The sequence below is a fragment of the Micromonospora noduli genome (genome assembly GCF_003264475.1).
Taxonomy (GTDB): Bacteria; Actinomycetota; Actinomycetes; order Mycobacteriales; family Micromonosporaceae; genus Micromonospora; species Micromonospora noduli.
Map to the genome: position 1 here is coordinate 299441 of NZ_PYAC01000001.1, position 24150 is coordinate 323590.

21 protein-coding genes are annotated in these 24150 nt (G+C 71.6%); 4 read left to right on the top strand and 17 right to left on the bottom strand.

The features are described from left to right. Positions 1 to 217: 217 nt before the first annotated feature. The 4 genes from MED15_RS01395 to MED15_RS01400 all read right to left on the bottom strand — a co-directional run bounded on the left by MED15_RS01395 (position 218) and on the right by MED15_RS01400 (position 2549). Entirely contained in the window at positions 218 to 1408 is a 1191-nt protein-coding gene (locus tag MED15_RS01395) for a YeiH family protein (protein WP_112734613.1), read from the bottom strand. Further along, complete coding sequence (locus MED15_RS33335) at positions 1408 to 1554, bottom strand: hypothetical protein (RefSeq protein WP_167457544.1); 147 nt, start codon at positions 1552 to 1554, stop codon at positions 1408 to 1410. Before MED15_RS33335 ends, MED15_RS01395 begins: the two co-directional genes overlap by 1 nt. A gap of 180 nt (positions 1555 to 1734) precedes the next feature. After that, a complete protein-coding gene (locus MED15_RS34740) occupies positions 1735 to 1815 on the bottom strand; it encodes a putative leader peptide (protein WP_355006783.1) in 81 nt (26 codons plus the stop codon). 92 nt (positions 1816 to 1907) lie between these two features. Further along, entirely contained in the window at positions 1908 to 2549 is a 642-nt protein-coding gene (locus tag MED15_RS01400; protein WP_112605432.1) for a TetR/AcrR family transcriptional regulator, read from the bottom strand. A 107-nt stretch (positions 2550 to 2656) separates the two neighbouring features. On the opposite strand from MED15_RS01400, the gene MED15_RS01405 reads away from it, so the two are divergent. Next, positions 2657 to 3856: an FAD-dependent monooxygenase gene (locus MED15_RS01405; protein WP_112734614.1), complete on the top strand. Its 1200-nt coding sequence runs from the start codon at positions 2657 to 2659 to the stop codon at positions 3854 to 3856. 98 nt (positions 3857 to 3954) lie between these two features. Here MED15_RS01405 and MED15_RS01410 read toward each other — a convergent pair whose 3' ends face one another. After that, complete coding sequence (locus MED15_RS01410; RefSeq protein ID WP_112698058.1) at positions 3955 to 5829, bottom strand: adenylyl cyclase; 1875 nt, start codon at positions 5827 to 5829, stop codon at positions 3955 to 3957. Positions 5830 to 6069: 240 nt separating this feature from the next. Here MED15_RS01410 and MED15_RS34460 point away from each other — a divergent pair, with 240 nt between their 5' ends. Then, positions 6070 to 9111 carry an AfsR/SARP family transcriptional regulator gene (locus MED15_RS34460; RefSeq protein ID WP_279636226.1) on the top strand — a complete coding sequence of 1014 codons (3042 nt, stop codon included), beginning with the start codon at positions 6070 to 6072 and terminating at the stop codon, positions 9109 to 9111. 7 nt (positions 9112 to 9118) lie between these two features. Here the strand turns inward: MED15_RS34460 and MED15_RS01420 are convergent, their stop codons facing one another. The 6 genes from MED15_RS01420 to MED15_RS01445 form a co-directional block, all read right to left on the bottom strand. Beyond that, a complete protein-coding gene (locus MED15_RS01420) occupies positions 9119 to 9673 on the bottom strand; it encodes a dihydrofolate reductase family protein (protein ID WP_112734615.1) in 555 nt (184 codons plus the stop codon). A 73-nt stretch (positions 9674 to 9746) separates the two neighbouring features. Continuing rightward, positions 9747 to 10313 carry a hypothetical protein gene (locus MED15_RS01425; protein ID WP_244220324.1) on the bottom strand — a complete coding sequence of 189 codons (567 nt, stop codon included), beginning with the start codon at positions 10311 to 10313 and terminating at the stop codon, positions 9747 to 9749. 17 nt (positions 10314 to 10330) lie between these two features. Next, complete coding sequence (locus MED15_RS01430) at positions 10331 to 12178, bottom strand: S9 family peptidase (protein ID WP_112734616.1); 1848 nt, start codon at positions 12176 to 12178, stop codon at positions 10331 to 10333. Continuing rightward, positions 12179 to 13957 carry an N-acetylglutaminylglutamine amidotransferase gene (locus MED15_RS01435; protein ID WP_112734617.1) on the bottom strand — a complete coding sequence of 593 codons (1779 nt, stop codon included), beginning with the start codon at positions 13955 to 13957 and terminating at the stop codon, positions 12179 to 12181. A 97-nt stretch (positions 13958 to 14054) separates the two neighbouring features. Further along, a complete protein-coding gene (locus MED15_RS01440) occupies positions 14055 to 16724 on the bottom strand; it encodes a carboxylate--amine ligase/circularly permuted type 2 ATP-grasp protein (RefSeq protein WP_208646441.1) in 2670 nt (889 codons plus the stop codon). A gap of 112 nt (positions 16725 to 16836) precedes the next feature. After that, positions 16837 to 17403, bottom strand: coding sequence for a DJ-1/PfpI family protein (locus tag MED15_RS01445; RefSeq protein ID WP_112734618.1), 567 nt, complete (start codon positions 17401 to 17403; stop codon positions 16837 to 16839). A gap of 53 nt (positions 17404 to 17456) precedes the next feature. On the opposite strand from MED15_RS01445, the gene MED15_RS01450 reads away from it, so the two are divergent. Further along, entirely contained in the window at positions 17457 to 18401 is a 945-nt protein-coding gene (locus tag MED15_RS01450) for a GlxA family transcriptional regulator (RefSeq protein ID WP_112734619.1), read from the top strand. A gap of 125 nt (positions 18402 to 18526) precedes the next feature. Here MED15_RS01450 and MED15_RS01455 read toward each other — a convergent pair whose 3' ends face one another. From MED15_RS01455 to MED15_RS01475, 5 genes are all read right to left on the bottom strand, one after another. Further along, positions 18527 to 19879, bottom strand: coding sequence for a cellulase family glycosylhydrolase (locus MED15_RS01455; RefSeq protein ID WP_112734620.1), 1353 nt, complete (start codon positions 19877 to 19879; stop codon positions 18527 to 18529). 90 nt (positions 19880 to 19969) lie between these two features. Then, positions 19970 to 20572, bottom strand: coding sequence for a dihydrofolate reductase family protein (locus MED15_RS01460; protein ID WP_112725037.1), 603 nt, complete (start codon positions 20570 to 20572; stop codon positions 19970 to 19972). A gap of 134 nt (positions 20573 to 20706) precedes the next feature. Beyond that, on the bottom strand, positions 20707 to 21273 hold the full coding sequence (locus MED15_RS01465) for a TetR/AcrR family transcriptional regulator (protein WP_112605460.1): 567 nt from the start codon (positions 21271 to 21273) through the stop codon (positions 20707 to 20709). Between the two features lie 4 nt (positions 21274 to 21277). After that, a complete protein-coding gene (locus MED15_RS01470; protein WP_112731698.1) occupies positions 21278 to 21838 on the bottom strand; it encodes a carboxymuconolactone decarboxylase family protein in 561 nt (186 codons plus the stop codon). Between the two features lie 33 nt (positions 21839 to 21871). After that, the gene (locus MED15_RS01475; RefSeq protein ID WP_112698063.1) at positions 21872 to 22231 is read right to left on the bottom strand and encodes a nuclear transport factor 2 family protein; all 360 of its coding nucleotides are present in this window, start codon (positions 22229 to 22231) and stop codon (positions 21872 to 21874) included. A 169-nt stretch (positions 22232 to 22400) separates the two neighbouring features. On the opposite strand from MED15_RS01475, the gene MED15_RS01480 reads away from it, so the two are divergent. Beyond that, complete coding sequence (locus MED15_RS01480; protein ID WP_112605466.1) at positions 22401 to 23378, top strand: aldo/keto reductase; 978 nt, start codon at positions 22401 to 22403, stop codon at positions 23376 to 23378. Here MED15_RS01480 and MED15_RS01485 read toward each other — a convergent pair. Then, on the bottom strand, positions 23372 to 24136 hold the full coding sequence (locus MED15_RS01485; RefSeq protein ID WP_112734621.1) for a YqjF family protein: 765 nt from the start codon (positions 24134 to 24136) through the stop codon (positions 23372 to 23374). The two genes, MED15_RS01480 and MED15_RS01485, sit on opposite strands and share 7 nt — an antisense overlap. Positions 24137 to 24150 lie beyond the last annotated feature (14 nt).

The following is a 24150-nucleotide window of genomic DNA, read 5'->3' on the forward strand; positions in this document are numbered from 1 at the left end:
GCGGTGCTGACCGTGGTCACCCGGGCCGGTCGGCCTGGCTGCCGCCATCGGCGTGCTGTGTGCCGGAGCGTTCCTAAGCGTGCTTGCCGACGGGCGACCGGTTCGGTAGCACCGCGCGCCGGCCACCTCGACGCCACCACCCCGCTGATCGTGATGGGGCCGGAGCCAGCCTGGCTCCGGCCCCGAACGTCCGTGCGGGTGCGGACGACCGACCGCCTCAGGCCGAGAAGTTGCGGAACAGCAGGGACGCCAGGCCGAGCGCCAACGCCAGGTTGAACACTGTGGCACTGGCGAAAACCGCCACCGGTCGCCAACCCGCCTCCCGCAGCGACGCGACCCGGACCTCCAGGCCGATGCTGACGAAGGCCAGGATCAGGAACCACACCCGCAGATCGTTGACGATGGCGATGGTGGCCTTGCCGTCCGCGCCAGCCGCGTCGAGGTACCAGGTGGCGATGACCGAGGCCGCGATGAAACCGAGGACGAACTTCGGGAAACGCGTCCACAGCTCACCGAGGCCCGGTCGGGCCGCGCCGGGCCGTCGTTCCACCCGCAGTGTGAAGTACGCGGTGAGCGCGACCGCCACCACGCCCATCAGGGCGTTCTGGGTGACCTTGACGATGCTGGCGATCTGGAGCGCCTCCTCACCGGCGAGCGCTCCCGCCGCGGTGACCGCCGCTGTGGTGTCGATGTTGCCACCGATCCAGGCGCCGGCCACCGCGTCGGAGAGCCCGAACACGTCGGCCAACCAGGGCAGGACGAAGATCGACGGCAACGCGAAGACGATGACCAGGCTCGCCGTGTAGGCCAACTGCTCGCGGCGCGCCCGCACGGCGCCGGCGGCGGCGATCGCCGCGCTGACCCCGCAGATCGACACCGCCGACGCGAGCAGCGCCCGCAGCTTGTCGTCGAGGCCGAACCTGCCGGCCAACCACCAGGTGAACAGGAACACCCCGCTGATCAGCAGAATCGCCTGGGCGATCGCCGGGCCTGCGGCGCTGGCGATGACGGCCAGGTTGATCGACGCCCCGAGCAGCACCAGACCGGTCTTGATGAAGAACTCGGTCCGGAACGCGGCGGCGATCCGGTCCCGCCACCCGAGCACTGTGACGGCGACGTTGCCGAGCAGGCCGAGCAGGATCGCGTAGACCGGGTACTCGACCGCCGCTCCGATGTCCTCGACGGCGGTGCCCTCGGCCCAGGCCGGGACGTTCTGCTCCAGGTAGCGGGTGAGCGCGGCGAGACCGACCACGATCAGCAGGCCGAGCGCCGTCCACGCCCAGAAAGCCGCGCTGGTCGGCTCGGCGGTGCTCGACGACGCGTCGCGTTCGACCACGTCCTCGGTGGGCGGGTCGTCAGCGGAGGCGGTGCCGGGCTGAGTGCCCGTCCGGGTCGCGTCGGCGGTCATCAGGGCACCAGCCCGGCGGGGATGGCACCTAGCAGGACCAGGGCGAGCAGGGCCAGGCCGAGGATGGTCGCCAGCCAGTCCTCGTTGAAGGCGAGCCGGGAATCTCCGGCGGTCTCCGGGTTGGGCGGTGCCGGATCGGTGGTCATGACGTACCTCCAGGAATGGCCCGATCCGACCGCGGCGGGATCGGTTGCGGGGCGAGCAAGTGAGACGGGCGGCCTCGGTGACCGCGCGGAGGCCGCCGGGCCGGTTGGGCCACCGGGCGGCGCGTGATTCGGCAGCGGGGCCAGACGAACGATGCGGTGGTGCCAGCGCTCAGTCGGTGGTCAACGACCCGGACAGAGCTCAGAGGCGACCCGCATCAGGTCAACGGCCCGACGCGAGGTGAGGAACGGACCATCCGGCATTGGCCCATTTTCCTACTAGCCCAGTAGGAATTCAAGACCATGAGCGAGATTCCCAACCAACCGTTGACGACCGGCGGGGGCGGTCCTGCGACTCAAGCCGCGTCAGTGGTTTTCCCTGAATGGGCGGGGTCAGGCCTGCCCTGCTGCGGGCGGAGCCCATCCATGATGACCGACACGTAGGCCTCGGAGAGTGCTCGTGATGCCGACTCCGACCTCGCGATCGCGTAGGTCACCTCGCTGATCAATACGGTGACGACGGCGGCGTCAATGTCGGTACGGATTGCACCGCCGTCGCGGGCCCTGGCGATCAGGTCGAGCCCGACCTTGTTCAGAGCTGCTCGTTGCGCCGTCGTGTCCGGCAGCTGCATTCCGCCGAGCCGCTCTCCCATGATCCAGTGCGCCGACTGGAACGCGATCACCTCGACGAGGAAGCCTCGAAGAGCCTGTTCGGCATTCGGCTCAAGCAGCGCATGCCGGCCGCGCTGAATGAGCGGTTCGAGCAGCTCGGCCACGGCCGCGTCGATGAGGGCCTCCTTGCTGCCGAAGGTGCGCACGACAGTGGCCGCTCCCACGCCCGCCCTCTGCGAGATGGCGTCGACGGTGATAGCGACGCCCCCCTCGACGAAGAGGTCCTTCGTCGCCGCCAGCACGCGTTGGCGATTGCGGACGGCGTCCGCCCTGCGTCGGGTCACACCGCTGGCCGCAGGGGTTGACATCTGAAACGTCCATTCCATATCGTAAGTGGAACGTGCATTTCGGTTAGCTTACGAAAGCTCACCCGACCACGCAAGCGGCCCAGGTGCCACCGGCGTGCTCCTCGCTGCACGGCAAGGAGGAGTCAATGAACCAGCGGATTCTCATCTCCGGAGCCAGCATCGCGGGGCCGGCCCTGGCGTTCTGGCTGGCCAGGTACGGTTTTGCGCCCACCGTGGTCGAGCGTGCGCCCCGCCTCCGCGAGGGCGGCAACGGTGTTGACGTACGCGGGCAGGCCGTTGACGTCGTCGAGCGGATGGGGATCATGTCGCGGACCCGCGCGGCGGCGGCCGACATCATTGGCATGTCCTTCGTGGACAGAAACGACCGAAGTCTGGCCCGCATCGACATGCGGGCGATCCAGGGCAGGGCCGCCAGCTCCGAGGTCGAGATCATGCGCGGCGACCTGGCGGCGATCCTTCACGAGACGACAAAGGACGACGTCGAGTACGTCTTCGATGATTCGATCCGCACCATGGACCAGGACGACGATGGTGTGACAGTCACCTTTGAGCACGGCCCGACCCGCCGGTTCGACCTCGTCGTCGGCGCCGACGGCACACACTCCGCGGTGCGGAATCTGGCCTTCGGCCCGGAGTCGCAGTTCCTCCGGCACCTGGGGCACTACTTCGCGTCCGCCAACGCGGACCCTGGCTTGGGTGAGCAGCGGTGGGTGACGCTCTACAACCGACCAGGCCGGGCCGCGGGGATCTATCGCTCGGGCAACCACGCCGGCGCGAAGGTGAACTTTCTGTTCCGCAGTAAGCCCCTGATGTACGACCACCGGAACGTCGAGCAGCAGAAGCGTCTGCTGAGGGAGGCGTTCGCCGACATGCCGTGGCACGTCCCGGAACTGCTGGCCGGCGCGCTCACCGATCCTGACTTCTACTTCGACGCGTTGAGCCAGGTACGGATGGCGTCGTGGTCATCGGGACGGGTGGCGCTCGCTGGGGACGCTGCGCACTGTGCGTCACCGGCTGCGGGTGCCGGGGCGACGCTGTCCCTCATCGGCGCCTACCGACTCGCGGGAGAATTGGCCGCTGCTGGCGGGGATCATCGGATCGCCTTTCGCCGGTACGAACAGGGCCACCGAAAGATGGTCGAGCGGAGTCAGTCGAACCTCTTCATCGGCATGATCGCGCCGAAGAGCACCGCGGGCATCTGGGCTCGGAACACGGTTGCCCGACTCCCATTGCTGGGAGCCATGGCGGGAGTGGAACGACGCCTACAGCCCAGGCTCCTGCCACTGCCGGACTATGGACCGGCCGCCGGGTCACAGCCGAGCTAGGCGACCACCCGCAGCGGGTCAGTCAGGGCCCCGACAAACCAGCCCAGAGGGGCCGGAGCCGTCGCCGGCTCCGGCCCCGTCGGTACGCCCGATCCCCGCTACGGGGTCGGGTACTGGGTCAGGTACACCGGAGCGCCGACCTTGGTCATGTCGGCCGCGTCCCCGACGCCGTTGACCACGTGGTCGATCGTGCCGGCGCTGAGGTTGACGGTCATGATGTGGTGCAGCCGCACCCCGGGCCGGTTCGGGACCTCGAAGCCGTTCTCGGTGTGGATCGACGGGTTGTTCTGGTTGAACACGTACACCCCGCCCCCGTACAGGGTGTGGTGACGCACCCGGTCACCGACCTTGTACCCGGCCCAACCCTCGACCGCGCCGTTCATCCAGTCGGCCTGCGTCGGCGGGTCGTACGGCAGCTCGTTCTGGTAGAGGATCGTGGTGCCGTGCTCGCCGTTCCAGACCGTGTTGTAGCGCTGGAAGTGCTCGACGAAGAGGCCGGTCGCTGTCACGTGGTCGCCGTTGATGACGGCCCCGTAGCGACCGGTGTTGGTACGCCAGCGGTCGGTGTCACCGTTGACGCCCTCGGTGAAGCCCTCGACGCCGTGATCACCGCGCCACACCCAGGTGTGGTCGATGAGCACGTTGTCGCTGTTGACCTCCAGCGCGGTGTTCGTCCGCCCGATGTGCGGGCCGCCGACCCGGAAGTACACGTCGGAGAGCGTGGTCGGGTTGTGCGGGCTGCTCGCGTTGCGGCCGTGCTCACGTCCGACCCGCAGCAGGACCGGCGACTCGACGAGGCCGGCGTCGATCGTGACACCGGCGACGATCACCCCGGGAACACCGGCCACGTCCAGCGGGATCGCGCCGTTCACGGCGGTCAGGGTGGCGTGCCCGATCCCCAGCACCACTGTGTTCGGACGCCGGACCTCGATGCTGCGCGCGATGTCGTACGTGCCGGGCGTGAGCAGCAGGTGCTTGCCGCGCGCCAACTGGCTGTTGATCACGCGCACCGAGTCCGACGGCTTGGCGATGAAGAAGTCGCCGATCCCGATGGTGCGCCCCGGCGTGATGCCGTCAGCCCAGGAGACGCCCCGGCTGTCGCGCTGCGCGGCGGGCACCCGCACCTGGTAGCGCCCCTTGCCGTCGACGAAGAGGTAGGGCTTCTCCCGGCTGAGCGGGGTGGTCTCCAGTGTGGTGTACGGCGGGTCGGGGAACGTGGCGTCGTCCGGCGCGCCCTCGACCCCCGCGAACACCTGGTTCCACACCGCGTTGGACCAGCTACCGACCTCGCTGTTGCGGGTCAGCCACTGTTGCTGCGAACCGTTCGTCGTGGCCGGCAGCCGTGAGTCGGCGATGAACCCGCCGCTGGCGTACTGCGGGCCGGCGGTGCAGTAGTCCATCAGCGACAGACCGCCGCCGCCGATGTTCAGTCGGCGCATCGACACCGCCTGGGAGACCGCCCAGAAGTTCGCCGACGACCGGCAGTCGTCCTGGCCGGCCGCGTTGATGGTGAGCGAGAGGTTGGACAGGGTGCGCCAGAAGTTGACCAGCGCGAGGCAGTTGCCGGTGCCGCCGTCGGCCAGGCAGCGGTTGTAGACCTCCAGCTTGCCGTTGACGGTGACGTCGGTGGGCGAGGCGCCCAGGCCGGACACCTCGGTGTAGTAGCCGACCTTGGCCTGCAACGGCTGCGCCGCCGTGCCGTACGTGCCGGGCTTGAACAGGTAGGCGTGCCGCTCGGTGCCCATCTCGTTGTCGACCTGCCGGGCGTGCGCCGCGTCGAGGGTCTGCTGGATCTCGGCGACCGGCATGGACGGGTCGAAGATGGTCACGTTCGGGCCGAAGTCGGGTGCGCCGTGCGTCGGGCGGCCGGCGACGGCCGCCGTGCTGGCCATCGTGGTGGCGGTGGTCAACACCAGGGCGAGCAGCAGGGTACGACCGGATCTCCGGCGCACTTCTGGGGACGGGGTTGTCATGTGGTTCGTCCTCTCCGCTGGCCGGGCGTACTTCCGGCGCAGCTGGGGGCGGTGAGAGCGCTCTCTGACCCTTGCCGCCGGAGGTTGGACCGGGCCGGAAGGGGTTGAGATGTTTCTACCCGTTAATGCGGCCGCACGCCACGAGCGCCGCACCGCGAATGTTGACGGGTGGGTCGCTCGCGGCGCCGGTGCGCGGTGGACGCGCTCGTGGTCGGCCTGGGTCGCCTGCGCGCGGTTAGGATGACCGCCGTGCAGTTCGGGGTGCTCGGGCCGCTCGCCGTGACCACGGACGCCGGCGAGCCGGTGGTGGTGCCCGGCACCAAGGTACGGGCGTTGCTGGCCGACCTGTTGGCCAACCGCAACCAGGTGGTCTCGGCGGACCGCCTCATCGACGACCTGTGGGGTGACGACGCCCCCGCCAATCCGGCCGGCGCGCTCCAGGTGCGGGTGTCGCAGCTGCGCAAGGCGCTCAACGATGCCGAGCCCGGCGCCCGTGAGCTGGTCGAGTCCCGGCCACCCGGCTACCTGCTGCGGGTCGACGCGGTCGACGTCGACCGTTTCGACGAGCTGGCCCGCTGCGCCGACGTCGAACGGTTGACCGAGGCCCTCACGTTGTGGCGCGGCGAGGCGTACGCCGACGTGGCCGACGCCGAGTTCGTGCGGGCCGAGGCGGCCCGCCTCGCCGAGCAGCGCCTCGTCGTTCAGGAGCGGTTGGCGCAGGCCCGGCTGGCCCGGGGTGAGCATGACCTGGTGGCCGCGGACCTGGCCGAGCTGGTCGCCAGACATCCGCTGCGCGAAGGCCTGCGGGCGGTGCAGCTACGCGCGTTGTACGCGGCCGGCCGCCAGTCCGAGGCGTTGGAGAGCTACGCCGAGCTGCGGGCCCGGCTCGCCGAGGAGTTGGGCCTCGACCCCGGCCCGGAGTTGGTCGCTCTGCACCGCAGGATCCTCGAACAGGATGCCGGCCTGAACGCCCCGCCGAAGGCGGCGATCATCCGGAACAACCTGCCGGCCCCGCTCGACGAGTTGATCGGCCGGGACGAGGCGCTGGCCGAGCTGCGGGCGTTGCTGCCCCGCCAGCGGCTGGTCACGCTGATCGGGCCGGGCGGCGTCGGCAAGACCCGGCTGGCCACCGAAACAGCCCGCGCGTCGTCCTATCCGGACGGTGTCCGACTGGTCGAGCTGGCCCCACTTCCGGCCGGAGACGCCCGCGTCGCCGAACAGGTGCTCGGCGCTCTGGGCGCCCACGAGGCCGCCGGAACGACCCAGTCCCCCGCCGACCGGGTGGTCACGGCCCTGCGGCACCGGCAGTTGCTGCTCGTGCTGGACAACTGCGAGCACGTCATCGAACCGGTCGCCGAGCTGGTCGCCCGGCTGCTGCGCGACGTGTCCGGGGTGAGCGTGCTGGCCACCAGCAGAGAGCCACTCGGGCTGACCGGTGAGCTGCTCTGGGAGGTACCCCCTCTGCCGGTGCCCGACGACGGTGACCTGGACGAGGTCCGGCGCTCGGCGGCGGCCCGGTTGTTCGTCGCCCGCGCCGCCGCGCAGCAACGCGGTTTCCGCCTCGACCGGCAGACCGCGACGGCGGTGGCCCAGCTCTGCCGCCGCCTCGACGGTCTGCCGCTGGCGTTGGAGCTGGCCGCGACCCGGGTCCGCGCGCTGGGCGTACGCGGGGTGGTGGACCGGCTCGACGACCGGTTCCGGCTGCTCACCACCGCGCAGCGGGACGTGCCACCCCGGCAGCGGACACTCACCGCGGTGATCGGCTGGAGCTGGGACCTCCTGGACGAACCCGACCGGGTGGTGCTCGCCCAACTGGCGGTGTTCCCGGACGGCTGCACCCCGGAGGCCGCCGAACAGGTCTGCCGAACCGACCTGGACGCCCTCGCCCGACTGGTGGACCGGTCGCTGGTGGTGCTCGACGACTCCGGCGCGGCCCCCCGCTACCGGCTGCTCGAATCGGTGGCCGCGTTCTGCCTGGAACGCCTCACCGACGCCGACGAGGTACGCGGGCGGCACGCCAGCTACTACACCGAGCTGGCCGAACGCGCCGACCCCGGGCTGCGCGGGGCCGACCAGCAGCGGTGGCTGGCGCTGCTCGACACCGAACTGGCGAACCTGCGCTCGGCGCTGGCGCACGGTGGCGGGCTGCGCCTGGCGGTCGCGCTGAGCTGGTACTGGTTCCTGCGCGGCCGGCTCACCGAGGCACGGCGGGCGCTGGCGGTGCCCGGCAACCCGGAGCAGGAGGCCCGCGCGGCACCCTGGCGGGTCGGCTTCGCCCTGTCACAGGGTGAGGTGATCGCACCGGACGACGTGCGCGCCGCAGTGGCCGCCGACCCGGACAGCCACGCCGCGTGGTTCGCGGCCAACGCGGTGATCGAACACGGCGACCTGGCCCTGGTGTCGGAGCTGCTCCCCACCACCGCCACCGACCCGTGGACCGAGGCCGCGGTGCTCACCTCCCTGGCCCACATCGCCCACGCCAACGGCGACCAGGCCACCCTGGAGCGCACCGCGACCCGCAGCGCCGCGCTCTTCGCCGACCTCGGCGACCGGTGGGGTCGGCTCCGGGCGACCGAGTGGGTGGGTGGGCTGGCCGACATGCGCGGCGAGCACGAGCGCGCCGCCGCGCTGCACCGGGAGGGGCTGCGCTGGGCCGAGGAGTTGGCGCTGTGGCCGCAGGTCTGCGCCGAGCTGTCCTGGCTGGCCTGGCTCGCCGTGCAGACCCGCGACTACGCCCAGGGTCGGGAACTGGCCGAACGCGCCTATGACCTGGCGGTGGAGCAGGGCTCGCCCGGCGCGCTGATCTTCGCGGAAATGAGCCTCGGGCTGGCCGCCCGCCGCGACGGCAAGCTCGACCTGGCCGTCACCCACCTCAGCCACCTGGTCGACCTGGGTCGGGGAGAGAACCAACCCGCGCTCTACCTGCCGATGGTGCTGGTGGAGCTGGGCTACGCGGTCGAACAGGGCGGCGACCCGGACGCCGCGTTGGCCCTGCACGTCGAGGCGTTCGAGGTCGCCGAGGCGATGGCGACGATGCGGGACGCGATCAACCCACTGGAGGGAATGGCGGCGGCGGTGCGCTCCCCCGAGGTCGCCGCCCGGCTGCTGGGCGCCGCGGCCGCCGCCCGGCTCGCCACGCAGTCGCCCGCCGCGCCGGCCGAACGCGACGACACCGACCGGACGACAGCGCGACTGCGGGCCGAACTCGGGCCGGAACGCTTCGAGGCGCTGCTCGCCGAGGGCGCGAAGCTGAGCCCGGGCGAGGCCCGGGCCCAGCTCTGACCGGTGCTCAGGGGGTCACCTTCGGCGCGTACGAGGCGACGATCACGCCGCTCTTGTGCACCCGGGTGTCGACCAGGTCGAACGACGCCTTGAGGTCGGTCAGCGGCGTGGTGAGGCTGGGGCCGCCCTCCAGCACCGGGTGGATCCAGAACCGGACCTCGTCCACCAGTCCCGCGCGGATCAGCTGGGCGGTGACCGAGCCGAAGCCGTACTGGATGATGTTCTTGCCCGGCTGGGCCTTGAGCGCGGTGACCGCCTCGACCAGATCGCCCTGGAGCACCTCCGTGTTGTTCCAGGTGGGGTTGGTCAGGGTGGTCGAGGCGACGTACTTCTTGACGTTGTTGAAGTACGCGGCGCCCGTGGTCGGGTCGCTCTCATCCATGTTCGGCCAGGCGGACGAAAAGCCGTCGTAGGTGGCCCGGCCCATCAGCATCGCGTCGGCCGCCTCGGTCTGCGCACCGGCCAAGCTGGCGGCCTCCTCGTCGAAGTACGGCATGGTCCACATCGGGTTGTCGATGACGCCGTCGAGGGTGATGTAGGTCGAGTTGACGAGCTTGCGCATCGGGATCTCCTGGGTGTTTGTTCTGCTCTCCGGTGACACCCAGAACTCTGCCGGAGCCCGCTTACGATTCGCTTCAGGTGCTCTTACCCGCGTCGTCGACCGGGCTCTGCGCCGGGTCGGTCAACGGGATCGGCAGCGCCTGCGGGGTCACAGTGCCGCCGCCGGTCGAGTGGGCCGGGGCGGGGCGGTCACCGCCGCGGCTGTGCAGCCGTCCGCGCCCGGCCGGACCGGCCCGCCGGGTCACCTCGACGGTCACCATCCGCACCGGCGGTGGCGGTGCGGTGAAACGCCCGACGCCCCACCGCACCCAGATCGGGATCCGGCCGGCGTCCGCCTCCGCGCGCAGCTTCTGCACCGTACGGGCCCGGTCGGTGTGGTCGACCTCCACCACGACGGGCGGGCCGTCCGGACGGGCACACGCCACGTCGAGCACCGAGTGCCGCTGCTCCAGCGGCGGTGGCAACGGCAGCACGCTGGGCGCGCGCCGGTAGACCCGCCAGCCCTGGGCTTCGGCCCACCGCACCACCGAGTCGATCACCCGCGCGGTGACCTCGTCGGTGTCCAGGTCGACGAAGGTCACCTCGGCCAGCCAGCGACCGAGGTCCGCGGCCAACCGCTCGTCCTGCGCCGCGACCTCCACCGGCGCAGGATAACGCCTCAGCCGACGACGGTCGTCCTCGCGGCGAGGTGCCGGGTCAGCCAGCCGGTGGTGGCCGTACGGGCCGCCTCGACGTTTGTCCGCGCCAGGAAGTCGTGCCCCTCCCCGGCGAGCACCAGGTGCCCGTGCGGCACACCGCGGTCGGCGAGGGCCTGGGCGACCTGCGCCGACTCGCCCGCCGGCACGTTGGTGTCGTTGGCGCCGTGGATCAGCAGCACCGGCACGTCCAGCCGGTCGATGTGGGTCAGCGGGGAGAGGTCACGCAGCAGCTCGGCGTCCCGGTGCGGGTCGCCGTACTTGCTGACGGCGGCGGCGGCGATCCACGGCTCGGTGCCGGCGAAGAAGGTCCGGAAGTCGGAGATGCCGCACTCGGCGACCCCGGCGGCGAACAGACCGGGGAAGTTCACCAGCACCGCGAGGACCAGGTAACCGCCGTAGGAGCGGCCCAGAACGCCGAGCTGGCCGGGTCGGGCGACGCCGGCGTCGACGAGGAAGTCGGCGCAGGCCGCCACGTCGGCGATCGCACCGTAGCGGCCGGCGAGGTTGTCGGCGGCGACGAACGAACGGCCGAACCCGGACGACCCACGCACGTTGGGCGCGAAGACCGCGATGCCCTGCGCCACCAGGGCCTGGAACAGCGGGTTGTGGCCAGGACGCTCCTGCGCCTCCGGGCCACCGTGCAGGCTGATCGCGGTCGGCCAGGGACCCGGCCCGGCCGGGCGGTAGAGCCAGCCGGAGAGCGGCAGCCCGTCACGGGCCCGCAGGTCGACCAGTTGCGGCGCGACACCGGCATCGTCCGTACGCGGGACGCCGGTGTCCGGCCGCAGCGGGCGCGGCGCCCCGGTCGACGGGTCGACCAGCCAGACCTCCCGTGGTTGCACCGGCCCCTGCGCGGTGAGGCAGAGCAGGTCTCCGTCGGCGGCGAAGACGGCGTCGCCGAGCACCTCGCCGGGGGCGGCGACGGCCCGCTGCACACCGCTGGCGAAGTCGAGCATGCTCAGCTCGCTGCGCCCGCCGTAGGTGTTCCACAGCAACGCGCCGCGCTGCCCGTCCGCGCTGGGCGTGACGTGTTCCAGCTCGGCGTCCGGTCGTCCGGCGAGCCGGGTCGGCGGCTGCTCCGGTCGGGTCAGGTCGACCCGTACCAACGCGGCGAGTTCGGAGTACGCGTCGGTGCGAGCCAGCACGCTCGTGCCGTCCGGGCCGAACCAACCCTGGTCGGTGCTGCCCCGCCCGGTGTCCGGGAAGAGCCGGCGTCGAACGCCGGTGGCCACGTCGAGCACCTCCAGCCAGCGGGCGTTACGGGGGCCGCGGCGCAGCAGCGCGGTGCCGGCGTCCGGGGTCACGTCCAGGAGGGTGAGCAGGTCGCCCTGGGCGAGCACCCGCCGGTGCCCGGTAGCCGCATCGACCAGCACTGCCTGCCCGTGCTCGTCGGTCTCGGTGACCGCCAGCACCGCGCCGTGCGGCAGCCAGCCGGCCAGCGCGGCGCTGCGGCGACCGAACCCGGCGACCTGCTGGCGTCGCGTGCCGTCCGGGCGCAGCACCCACAGCTCGGTGCGGGGCGCGCCACCGGGGGCGACGACACAGGCCAACCACTGGCCGTCCGGGGACCAGCTCAGCGCCAGGACCGGCTCGTCACCGACGGGCAGCGCGACGGGCGCACCCGCGTCGACCTCGCAGACCCAGACGCCGGGCGTGCCGGCCCGGTCGGAGAGGAACGCCACCCGGCGGCCGTCGGGGGACGGCGCGGGGGCGAAGTCCTCGCTGATGGGCACCGGCGGTGACACCGGCCGGTGGCTCGCGGGTCGGGGCCGCCGGGTGGTGCGGGGCGGCTCAATCCGTACGCTCATCTAAACCCCGATCCGCTGCAACCAGAGCTCCAGCAGCCCGAGCTGCCAGAGCGCGTTGGAGCCCAGCGTGGTCCGCCGGGCGTTCGGCGCGTCCAGCAACTCCTCCAGGTAGTCCTTGCGGAACAGGCCCCGCTCGCGCGCCGGTCGGGCGGTCAGCGCGTCCCGCACGTCGTCGAGCAGTGGGCCGGAGAGGTGCCGGATGGCGGGCACCGGGAAGTAGCCCTTCGGCCGGTCGATCACCTCGTCCGGGACGATGCCCCGGCTCGCCGCCTTCAGCACACCCTTGCCGCCCTGCGCCAGCTTCATGGCCGGTGGGCAGGCGGCGGCCAGCTCGACGACCTCGTGGTCGAGGAACGGCACGCGGGCCTCCAGCCCCCAGGCCATCGTCATGTTGTCGACCCGCTTGACCGGGTCGTCGACAAGCATCACCAGGCTGTCCAGGCGTAGCGCCGCGTCCAGCGCGGTGTCCGCGCCGGGTGCGCCGAAGTGCGCGGCGACGAACTCCAGGCTGGCGTCGTGGTCGAGCATCCACTCGGGCGCCAGGTGCCCGCCGAGCGCGGCGTGGCGACGATCGAAGAACACCCGGGCGTACGCCTCGACGGCGTCAGTGCGGGCCACGTTGGCCATCGGCGGGTACCAGTCGTAGCCGGCGAGGATCTCGTCGGCGCCCTGCCCGGACTGCACCACGGTGATCCGCTGCGAGACCTCCTCGGAGAGCAGGTGGAACGCGACGCAGTCGTGGCTGACCATCGGCTCGCTCATCGCCGCGATGGCCTGGTGCACGGCGGGCACGAACCGCTTCGCGCCGATGCGGATCTGCTGGTGGTCGGTGTCGAAGTGGCGGGCGATCAGGTCGGAGTAGTGGAACTCGTCGCCGCTCTCCCCCGCCGCCGCCTCGAAGCCGATGCTGAAGGTGGCCAGGCCGGTCTGGCCCTGCTCGGCCAGCAGGGCGACGATCAGGCTGGAGTCGAGACCGCCGGAGAGCAGCACGCCGACCGGCACGTCGGCGACCATCCGCCGTCGTACGGCGGTGCGCAACGCCGCCATGAGCCGTTCCTGCCACTCGTCGGCGGACATAGCGGGGGCGGCGGCCCGGTTGAACCCCGGCCGCCAGTAGGTGGTGTCGGTGCTCCGGCCATCCGCGGTGATCACCCGCACTGTGGCCGGCGGCAACTTGCGGACCCCGGCGAGGATCGTGCGCGGCGGCGGCACCACCGAGTGGAAACTCATGTAGTGGTGCAGCGCCACCGGGTCGAGGTCGGTGTCCACGTCACCGGCGGCGAGCAACGCCGGCAGGGTCGAGGCGAAACGCACCCGGCCCGGCCCCTCGGCCAGGTAGAGCGGTTTGATGCCGAGCCGGTCCCGGGCCAGCACCAGGGTGTGCGTGGCCAGCTCGACCAGGGCGAACGCGAACATCCCGTAGAACCGCTCGACGCAGGCCGTCCCCCACCGGTGGTACGCCTTGAGGATCACCTCCGTGTCCGAGGTGGAGCGGAAGGAGTAACCGGCGGCGGTCAGCTCGTCGCGCAACTCCCGGTAGTTGTAGATGCAGCCGTTGAAGACCACGGCCAGACCCAGCCCGGTGTCGACCATCGGCTGGGCGCCCGCGTCGGACAGGTCGATGATGCGCAGCCGGCGGTGCACCAGGACCACCGGCCCCTGCTGCCACCGACCCTCGCCGTCCGGGCCCCGGGAGGCCAGGGCGGGGAGCATCCGCTCGACGGCGGCCAGGTCCGGTGGCGCCCCGTCGAGGCGGAACTCGCCTCCGATACCGCACATGGCACACACCTCTCATCGGCTGGATCCGCTGGGCCGCTGACCGGTCCAGGCTTGGCGGACCGGGTTGCGTCCCGATGACGGGTGGGTCAAGCGTCGGTTACGCCGACGGTTCGTCGGCTCCACCGAGCAGCCAGGTGTCCTTCGACCCGCCGCCGCGCGACGAGTTGACGATCATGCTGCCCGCCGGCGCCACCCGGGTCAGCGCCACCGGCGCGACCTCGGCGGTGTCACCGAGGAACACGAACGCCCGCAGGTCGACGTGGCGGGGAGCGAGCGCCGTGCCGTCGAAGACCGGGTGGGTGGTCAGCGCGATCATCTCCTGGGCGATCCACCGGTGCGGGGCCGCGAGGATCTGCTCCCGGACGGCGTCCAACTCCTCCGCCTCGGCGCGGGGGCCGATCACCACACGGTCACCGCCGTACCCGTCGACCGGCTTGAGCACCAACTCGTCGAGCCGACCCAGCACCTCGGCCCGCTGCTCGGGCAGCCCACACAGGTACGTCGGCACGTCCCCGAGCAGCGGCTTCTCACCCAGGTAGTACTCGATCAGTCGGGGCACGTACGCGTACAGCGCCTTGTCGTCACCGACACCGTTGCCCAGCGCGTTGGCCAGCGTGAGCCGCCCGGCGTGCACGGCGGCGAGCAGCGGCCACCCCAGCGGCACCCCGTCCGCGCCGGGCGCGTGCAGCAGCGCCTCCTCGTCCATCCGCAGGTAGATCACGTCGACCTCGCGGCGGCAGCCCTCGCGGACCAGGCGGACCCGGCCCTCCTCCACCAGCAGGTCGCTGGTCTCGGTAAGCGGCACACCCATCTCGTCGGCGAGCAGCCGATGCTCGAACCAGGCCGGATCACCGGGGCCGCTGCTGAGCACCACCACGGCGGGGTCGTCGGCCGCGGCGGGCGCGGCGGCGACCAGCGCCCGGTACAGCATCGCCGGCGTCTCGTCGGCGGGCAGCAGATCCTCCGGCACCGGCAGCTCCGGCAGCACCGCCCGGGTCAGCCGCCGGTTCTGCACCGCGTAGCCGATCCCGGAGGGCACCCGCAGGTTGTCCTCCAGCACGTACCAGCCGCCGTCCGGGTCCCGGACGAGGTCGGTGCCGGACACCTGGGCGCGGGTGCTCCGTCGGCCCATCAGCGCCCCGGTCGGGCGCAGCCCCGGTGAGGACTCCACCACCCACGCCGGCACCACGCCGTCGGCCACCACGGCCCGGTCGGCGTAGACGTCCCGCAGGAACGCGTCGAGGGCACGGGCGCGCTGCACCAGGCCGGTACGCAGGGTCCGCCAGTCGGCGGCGGGCACCACCCGGGGCACCAGGTCGACCGGGAAGAGCCGGGTGCTCGCCTCGCCGGCCACGCTGAACGTCACGCCCCGGGCCCGCTGCTCCTCGTCCCGGTCGTGTTCGCGTTGACGCAGGACCCCGGCGCCGAGTTGGCGCAGGGCCGCGAGCATCGGGGCGTACGCCGGTTGCGGTCCGTCCGGTCCGAAGACCTCGTCGCCGGCGTCGGCGTACGTGGGCAGCGCCGGCGGTGTCGGCGCACCCGGCAGCGGCCCGCGGACCCGGCCCCGGGTCTCGTCGAGCAGCAGGTCGACCACGTCGGCCAACCGGCCCCGTCGCTCGTACGCCCGCCGCTGCCGGGCGGCGGAGCTGCCACGTTCCAGCGCGTACCGGGTCAGCTCGCTGACCTGCTCCCAGTCCCCGGTCGCCTCCAACTGCGGGCGCAGGTCGGTCACCAGGCGACGGACCGCCTGGGCGGCCGGCACCGGTCGCGCCGACCGGGGCAGGTCGAGCAGGTCACCCTCCAACCCGGAGCGGGCGGCCCGCCACACGGCGGCGCGCAGCACCGGTGGTCGTACGGCAGTGCGCTCCACCCCGGCGCGCAGGGCGGCGACCTCCCGTCGGACGAGCGCCCGGAACAGGCCGGTGAGCAGGACGATGGTCTCCACGTCGGCGTTGGCGTCGGTGATCCGCAGCTCCACTGTGGGCACGTGCGCCGACGGCCGGACGTCGAAATAGATCATGGCGGGGTCGGTGATGGTCTCGGAGGAGATCAGCTCGGCGACCAGCGCCTCGTGGTCCGCGGCGCTGGTCACCTCCCCCGGGTCACCGGCGGTGGGCCAGCGTTGCCAGACCAGGGACCGGACGCTGGCGTAGCCGCTGTCCTGGCCCATCCAGTACGGCGAGCTGGTGGAGAGGGCGAGCAGCACCGGCAGCCACGGCTGGACCCGGCGGGTGACCGCCACCGCCAGGTCCCGGTCGGAGACGCCGACGTGCACCTGCGCGCCGCAGATCAACTGCTCCCGGGCGAGCATCTGATACTCGTCGAGCATCCGCCGGTAGCGGGAGGTGGGGGTGACACTCGGGTCGCCGTCGGCGCGCAGCGGCACCGTACCGGCCGCCACGATGCCCAGACCGGCCCGGTCGGCGACCTGGACGGCCGCCTGACGCAGCCGGGTCAGCTCGGCGCGGATCTCGTCCAGGGTGCGGCAGACCGCGGTGTTGGTCTCCACCACACTGCGGTGCAGCTCGGCGGTGAACGAGGCCGCCGGCAACCGGTCGAGCAATTCCCCGGCGCGGGGCACCAACTCCCGGGTGTGCAGGTCGACGACGTGGAACTCCTCCTCCACCCCGATCGTGGCCAGGTCCGCCGGGTCGCCGTCGTCCAGCGACAGGACCGGATTCGTACGGGGGGTGGGCAGCATCCGGCCGTTGCCGGACCGGCCCACCGGCCCGTCGTACGTCGGCGCGTTCGTGGTGTTGTCGGCCATGGTCACCCCGGTTCGCGTGTCGGTGGTCTGGCTGTCCGACGAGCGTTCCCAGGGTTGGTACCGGTGGTGTTTCCGGCGCGTTAAGGTGACGCGCCCGTTCTGTCCGCGCTGCTCAGCGCTGCGCAGCCCGGTATTCGATGGTCGTGGCGACCCGGTCGGCGGTGGCGGCGCCGAGTTCCCGTTCCGTGAGCCACAGCCCCAGATCGAGCCCCGCTGAGAGCGCGCCAGCGGTGACCCGGTCACCGTCGTCGACCACCCGCTCGTCGAGGACTGTGACGTCGAGGGCGCGCAACTCGTCGTACGCGTTGCGGTTGGTGGTCGCCCGCCGACCCGTCAGCAGGCCGGCGGCGGCGAGCACCAGCGCACCAGTGCACACCGACGCCATCCATCGCGCCGATGGCGCCAGTGCGGCCAGCTTCGCCGGCAGCACACCACGCTGCGCCTGCGCCCAGGAACCCTCGGCGGCCCGGTTCAGCCATCCGCCACCCGGGACGACCACGCCGTCGGCCTGATGCAGCACCTCGGGAACCTGAAGTTGGACACCACGCATGCTGGTGACCAGCCCCGGCCGTTCGACGGCGACCAGCGCCACGTCGAAGTCGGCCATCGACAAGACTTCGAATGGCCCGAAGACGTCCAGTTCGTCGAAGCCGTCGAACACCACGATCTCGATCCGCATACGGCCCAGGATCTCCTGCCGACCGGGAGGCGGCGAGTGGCATCCTTGCCACCATGCGTAAGAAACCCGCCACGCATCGGGTCGCCGTCCTCGCCCTACCCACTGTCGTCGCCTTCGATCTGACCATCGCGACGCAGGTGTTCGGCCACGAGGGTCACGGCCGGTACGCGATGACGGTGTGCACACTGGACGGTGGTTCGGTCACCACCACCACGGACGGTCTGGAGCTGAGCGTCGCCGCGACGCTTGACGCGCTCGACGATGCCGACACGGTGATCGTGCCCGGATTCCGCCGTGGCCCGGCGCCGCCGCGTGCTCTCGATGCGCTGCGGCAGGCACACAGTCGTGGCGCCCGCATCGCGTCGATCTGCACCGGCGCCTTCGCGCTGGCCCAGGCCGGCCTGCTCGACGGTCGCCGCGCGACGACCCACTGGGCGCACGCCGACGCGCTCGCCGACGAGCACCCACTGGTGCTCGTGGACGCGAATGCGCTGTACGTCGACGAAGGCGAGGTGATCACCAGCGCCGGACTCGCCGCCGGTCTGGACATGTGCCTCTACCTCGTCGGCCGCGACCACGGGCAGGCTGCCGCCATCCAACGGGCCCGCCACATGGTCACACCGCTGCACCGCGCCGGCGGTCAGGCCCAGTTCATCCCGGTCGGCGTTCCGGATGAGGACGACGAGTTGGCCGGGGTCATCACCTGGGCGGGCAGCAACCTGCACCGCCCGATCACTGTCGCGGACCTTGCCCGGCAGGGTGTGATGTCCAGCCGTACGCTGCACCGCACTTTCCAGAGCCGGTTCCGGATGAGCCCACGAGCGTGGTTGATCCAGCAACGGCTGCGCGCCGCCTGCACCCTGCTCGAGAACGGCGGGACAACAGTCGACGAAGTCGCACGGCGCACCGGCCTGGGTACGGCGACCAATCTCCGTGCGCATTTCCAGCGGGCCTTCGCCACCACCCCTACCGCGTACCGCCGGGCTTTCACACAGTGACTCCCGCGACGGTGGCCGTGGCGCGGTCGTGGTGGCGGTCGGCGATGTCGGGGTGTCCCGCCGGCCTGGACACCCCGACATCAGCAGTCTCGATTCGATCAATCGCGGTCAAGGAGCGGCCGGGATCACCTCATGTTCGCCACCACGAACGGCGCGTGGCCGTGCAGGTAGTTGGTCCACCCACCGGTCACCGGCGCCCCCGGGCTGAGCAGGTTGGTGGTGTCGGTGCCGACGTCGAGCTTCCAGGCCGTCCAGGAGATGCCGTTCGCCTTCATCCAGTCGATCCAGGACTGCGCCTCCGGCAGGCAGGCCCGGCCGTCGAGGCCGCCATCGGCGTTGCTGGCGCCCCACTCCGTGACGAACAGCGCCAGACCCGCGCGGATCGCCGCGTCGCCCTTGGCGCGCAGCGACGCCCCGTGGGTACAGGAGTAGAAGTGCAGGGTGTACATCAGGTTGGTGCCGGTGACCGGGCTGGCCGCCGCGACGTCCACGTCCTGTGACCAGGTCGGGGTGCCGAGCACGATGATGTTGTCCGGGTCGGCGGCGCGGATCGCGGACACCACCGCCTGGTGGTACGGCTTGATGACGTTGGTCCAGCTGACCTGGAGCGGCTCGTTGTAGGGCTCCCAGATGACGTTGGGCAGGTGACCGTACCGGCGGGCCAGGTCGCCGAAGAACGCCACCGCCTGGGACTGGTTGTTCTGCGCCTCGTGCGCGTGCCAGTCGACGATCACGTAGACCCCGGCGGTGACCGCGTTGTTGATGATGGTCTCCACCTGCGCGCGCGCCTTGGCCGGGTCACTGAGGTACGCCCCCGCCGGCTCCACGCCCATGGCCGCGCGGATCACCTGGAGGTTCCAGTTGTCGCGCATCCAGGTCAACGCGGAGAGGTTCTCGGCGTACGGGGCCGTCTCCCAGTTGAGCCACATGCTGCTGATGCCGCGCAGCTGCACCCGCGCGCCGGACTTGTCGCACATCGTGGTGCCGCAGACCCGCAGTTGCCCGTGCCGCTCGACCGGCGTGCCGGTGGTCGGCGGCGGGGTCGTCGGCGGCGGGGTGGTGGGTGGCGGCGTGGTCGGGGGCGGACCGCCGGCACAGGAAGCGCCGTTCACTGTGCAGTTGACCGGGGTGCCGGTGCCGTTGACGAGGAAGCCGAACGAGGTGGAGGCACCGGCGGCGAGGGTGCCGTTCCAGGACACGTTGGCGAAGGTGTAGTGGCTGCCCGAGGTCGTCTGTTGCGCGTTCCACGACTGGCTGACGGTCGAGGAGGACGGCAGGTCGAACTCGACCCGCCAGCTGGTGATCGGTGCGGAGGTGTCGTTGGTGACGGTCACCTGCCCCTGGTAGCCGTTGCCCCAGTTGTTCGTCACGGAGAACACGGCGGTGGCCGCGCTGGCCGGTGTGGCGGCGACCACTGCCACCCCACCGGCGAGCAGGCCGGCGACGGCCAGGGTCGTGACAAGTCTCAGTGTGCGCATGCGGAACCCGCTTCGGATCGACGGTGGTGGTCTGAGGCGGGGCGGCGCCTGCGCGCACAATATCGATCAATGCCTATGGGGGCAAGGCGCTCAGGCCGCTGGGCGTACCCGGTAGGCCAGGTGTGTGACGCCGTCGCCCTCGACGACGCTGAACGGGCCGTCCAGCTGAAGTGGCGCGATCTTCAGGTCGGCGAAGAGCGGGATGCCGGCGCCGAGCAGGACGGGGACGAGGTCGACGTGCACCTCGTCGAGCAGGCCGGCCTCGATGACCTGGGCGGCGATGGTGCCGCCGTTGACACCGACCTCCTTGTCGCCGGCGATCGCCTTCGCCCGGGCGATGGCGCTCTCGATGCCGTCGGTGACGAAGACGAAGGAGTCGTTCTCGGGTGCCCAGCCCTCCGGCACGCTGTGCGTGACCACCACGACGGGCACGTCCAACGGATGCCGGCCACCCCACCCGCCAGTGATGTCGAAGAGCCTCCGGCCGACGACGAGCGCGCCGGTCCGCTCGGTGAGAGCCCGCAGATGCCGGGCGCTCGTGGCGGACGTGCGAAAGGTCAGCTCGGGGTCGGCCGTCGGCGTCTCGACGTCACCGTTCTCGTACCACTGGAAGAGGTACTCGAAGCCGCCGTGGGACGCGTCCGCGATGTAGCCGTCCAACGACATCGTCGCCCCGGTCGTCACCTTCGTCATCGATCCACTCCTCGGTCCGTGCCGTGTCGGCTCGTCGGCGAGGCCGGCTGTCTCCGGCCCTCAACCAATGGTCGAAGCCGGCCGACCGTCCTCGACACGTCCGCCGAACTTTCTCCCAGTGTCAGCCGTGGCCGTCAGGAGCGCAGCGCGTTGAGCACGAGGTCGGCGTACCGGCGCCACACCGCCGGGTCGCGCTCGTCGAGCACGATGAGCTGCCGGACCGCCCCGCAAAGGATCACCCGGATGTCCAGCTCCCCGGCGTCCGGGCGGATCTTGCCGGACGCTCGGGCCGCCGCGACCAGCTGCCCGATCAGGCCCAGGATGCGCGCGGCGGGCACCAGCCTGCCCTCGAAGAACGCGTCGGCGAGGACCCGGTCGCGGGCGAGGCGTCCGAACAGGTCGGGCACGTAGGAACACCACTCCCGGTACGCGTCCGCGCCGTCGAGCGCCGCGCGGGTGCGCTGCTCCAGCTCCTGGAACTGCCGCTGGACGACCGCGACGATCAGGTCTTCCTTGCTGGGGTAGCTGCGGTACACCGTCGCGCGGCCCACCCCGGCCCGCTCCGCCACCTGCGGCACCGTCACCTGCAGACCCTGCTCGCTGAAGAGCTCCCGGGCGGCGGCGATGACCCGCTCCTGGTTGCGACGGGCGTCCAGACGGCGATGGGGAGCATCCCTGTCGCTCGGCGTCGGTGGGGCCATGGCCTCAGTCTGCCCGCTCGGTCTCGTCGGTCAGCAGCGGCTCGTCGCCGTACACGGTGGTGAGTTCGACGTCGAGCACCGTGGCCACCCGGCCGAACGACCAGTAGTAGCCGATCACGTGGAGCGCCTCGACGATCTCGCGCTCACTGAGGATGTGCCGCACCTGGTCGAAGAGGTCGTCGGGAACGCGCGGTGACCGCACCACCTCGGCGGCGAACCGGATGAGCGTGCGGTCGTACGCGGAGAGGTACGGGTTGTCGATGTCCCGGCTGCTGATGATCTCGCGGGTGCGCTCGTCGACGCCGGCCGCCGCGGACATCGGAGCGTGCTGGGCCGCCACGAACTCGCACCCGGTGTACTCCGCCACGGTGAGGATGACCAGTTCCCGCGAGCGGGCGGGCAGCTCCAACGAGGTGAACTGCGCCCTCGCGAGCTGGATGAAGAGGTTCACAGTGCCGACCGAGTGGGTCAGCATCTTGACCATCGGGTCGGGCGGCAGGGCGGACAGGAAGTCGCGGACGTCGGTGGGAATCGCGTTCGGGTCGGGGTCGGTAAGGCGGGGCATGGCTCTCTCCTGTTTCTGGTCGTCGAGGTGAGGTCAGGCGGGCAGGTCGAAGCCCGTCTCGCTGAGGTGGCGGAAGCGACCGTCCTCGGCGTACGACCCGAAGATGGCGATCTCCCGCTTGGCGGTCGACCCGTCGGCCATGGTGATCTCAAAGACGTGTCGTTCGGCGTAGTGGAGGCCATCGCGCAGCTCGTCGAGGACTCGCACGGTGCCACCGACGATCTGACCACGCACCCGGGTCACCATCTCGACGAACGCGGCCCGGTCGAGGGTCTCGCCGTCGCTGCGGTGGGTGTAGTCGGGGGCGTAGAACTCATCGAGCGCGTCGGTCAGGTCGCGCGTCGGCTCGAAGACCACCGCGCGCAGGGCATCGCTGATCCGTACCGGGTTCATGGGGCTCCTCGTAAGTCACTGTCGAGCACATCCGGACTCGCAGGTCCGCTTAGCACCCACCGTACCGGACTCCCGAGTCCACTTCCGGTGAGAGTCGTCACGTACCCGCTGGGCTGCTGTGCCCGCCACGGCGGGTGCGGGTCGGTCGGTCCGGTCGTAGCGTGGGCGCATGCGAACCACCACGCTGGGCAGCACCGGACCCGAGGTCGGCGTCATCGGCCTCGGCTGCATGGGCATGAGCCACGGCTACGACATCACCGGCCCCCGCGACGACGACACGTCGATCTCCGTTATCCGACAGGCACTGGACCTGGGCGCGACGCTGATCGACACGTCGGACGTGTACGGGCCGTACACCAACGAGGAGCTGGTCGGGCGGGCGCTGGCCGGCGGGCACCGGGAGCGGGCCGTACTGGCCACGAAGGTCGGCCTGGTGGCCACCTCCCCCACCGGTGGTCCCGGCAACTCACCGAAGATCGGCAACAACGGCCGCCCGGAGCACATTCGTACGGCGATCGACGAGAGCCTGCGCCGGCTCGGCACCGACCACGTCGACCTCTACCAGCTGCACCGGGTCGACCCGGAGGTGCCCATCGAGGAGTCCTGGGGCGCGATGGCCGAGGTCGTGGCGGCGGGCAAGGCCCGGCAGCTCGGGTTGTCCGAGGTGACGGTCGCGCAGATCGCGCGGGCCCAGGCGGTGCACCCGGTGGCGTCGGTGCAGTCCGAGTTGTCACTGTGGACGCGCGACCCGTTGGCCGAGGTGTTGCCGTACTGCGCCGAGCAGGGCATCGCCTTCCTGCCGTTCTCCCCGCTGGGTCGCGGTTTCCTCGCCGGCCGGTTCACCTCGTTCGACGACCTGCCCGCCGACGACTTCCGGCGTGGCCTGCCGCGCTTCCAGCAGGACGCGCTGCGCGCCAACCTCGCCATCGTCGCCCGGGTCCGGGAGATCGCCGAACGGGCCGGCTTCAGCCCCGCACAGGTCGCCCTCGCGTGGGTCGTCGCCCAGGGTGACCAGGTCATCCCGATCCCCGGTACCAAGACCCCGAAGTACCTGGTGGACAACTGCTCGGCCGCCGATGTGCGGCTCAGCGCCGAGGACCTGGCCGACCTGGACGCGCTGCCCGCGCCCGAGGGTGGCCGCTACTGAGGCTCCGGCGGCCCGGCACCGTGTGGCCGGGCCGCCACCGGCGGGCCGAACCTGACCGCGACACCTGGCGAGTAGAGCACGCTCACCGGTGGCCCGACCGGTGCCGGCAGCCCGGCGGCGGCGACCAACTCGTCATCCAGGTGCAGCACCTCGGCCCGGTGCAGCGGCCAACTCGGATGCCAGTTCGGCAGGTGCAGCGTGCGCCCGTACGCCCGGGTGTGCAGCCCCCAGCGGGCGGTGACGAAGTGTTCGAGCGGGGACGGCTCGACGATCCGCTCCCCCACCCGCACCACCATCCGGCTCGTCGCGCCCGCCGGCCCCGGCCAGCGCCGTAGGCAGCGGTAGGTGCGACGGTCACCGTCGCGATCCAATCGCATCGACGACCAGAGGTACGGCAGGCGCAGCGTCGCCCGCGCCACCAGCACCGGCAGCAGGCGGGACGCGTCGAGCGACCGGAACACGACCGCTCGCCGGCCGGCGTCGTCGACGGAGTAGAGCCGGACGTTGGTCTCCCAGAAGGTGCCGAAGTACGGCACCCCCGGGCCGCGGCCGAATCCCAGCCCGACCATCCGGAAACCGATCAGGCCCACGTAGCTGACCCCCTGCAGCGTGTCCGGACGAGTGCCGGCGGGCAGCAACGGCGCGACCACCTCCGGAGCGACGGCCCAGTGCAGGAAGGCGAGGTCCTCCCAGCGCTGGCGCAGGAGCGCCCAGGGGAACGCCTGCCGGGGTGCGTGGTCGACCGGTTCGGGATGCACGCTCCCATCGTCGC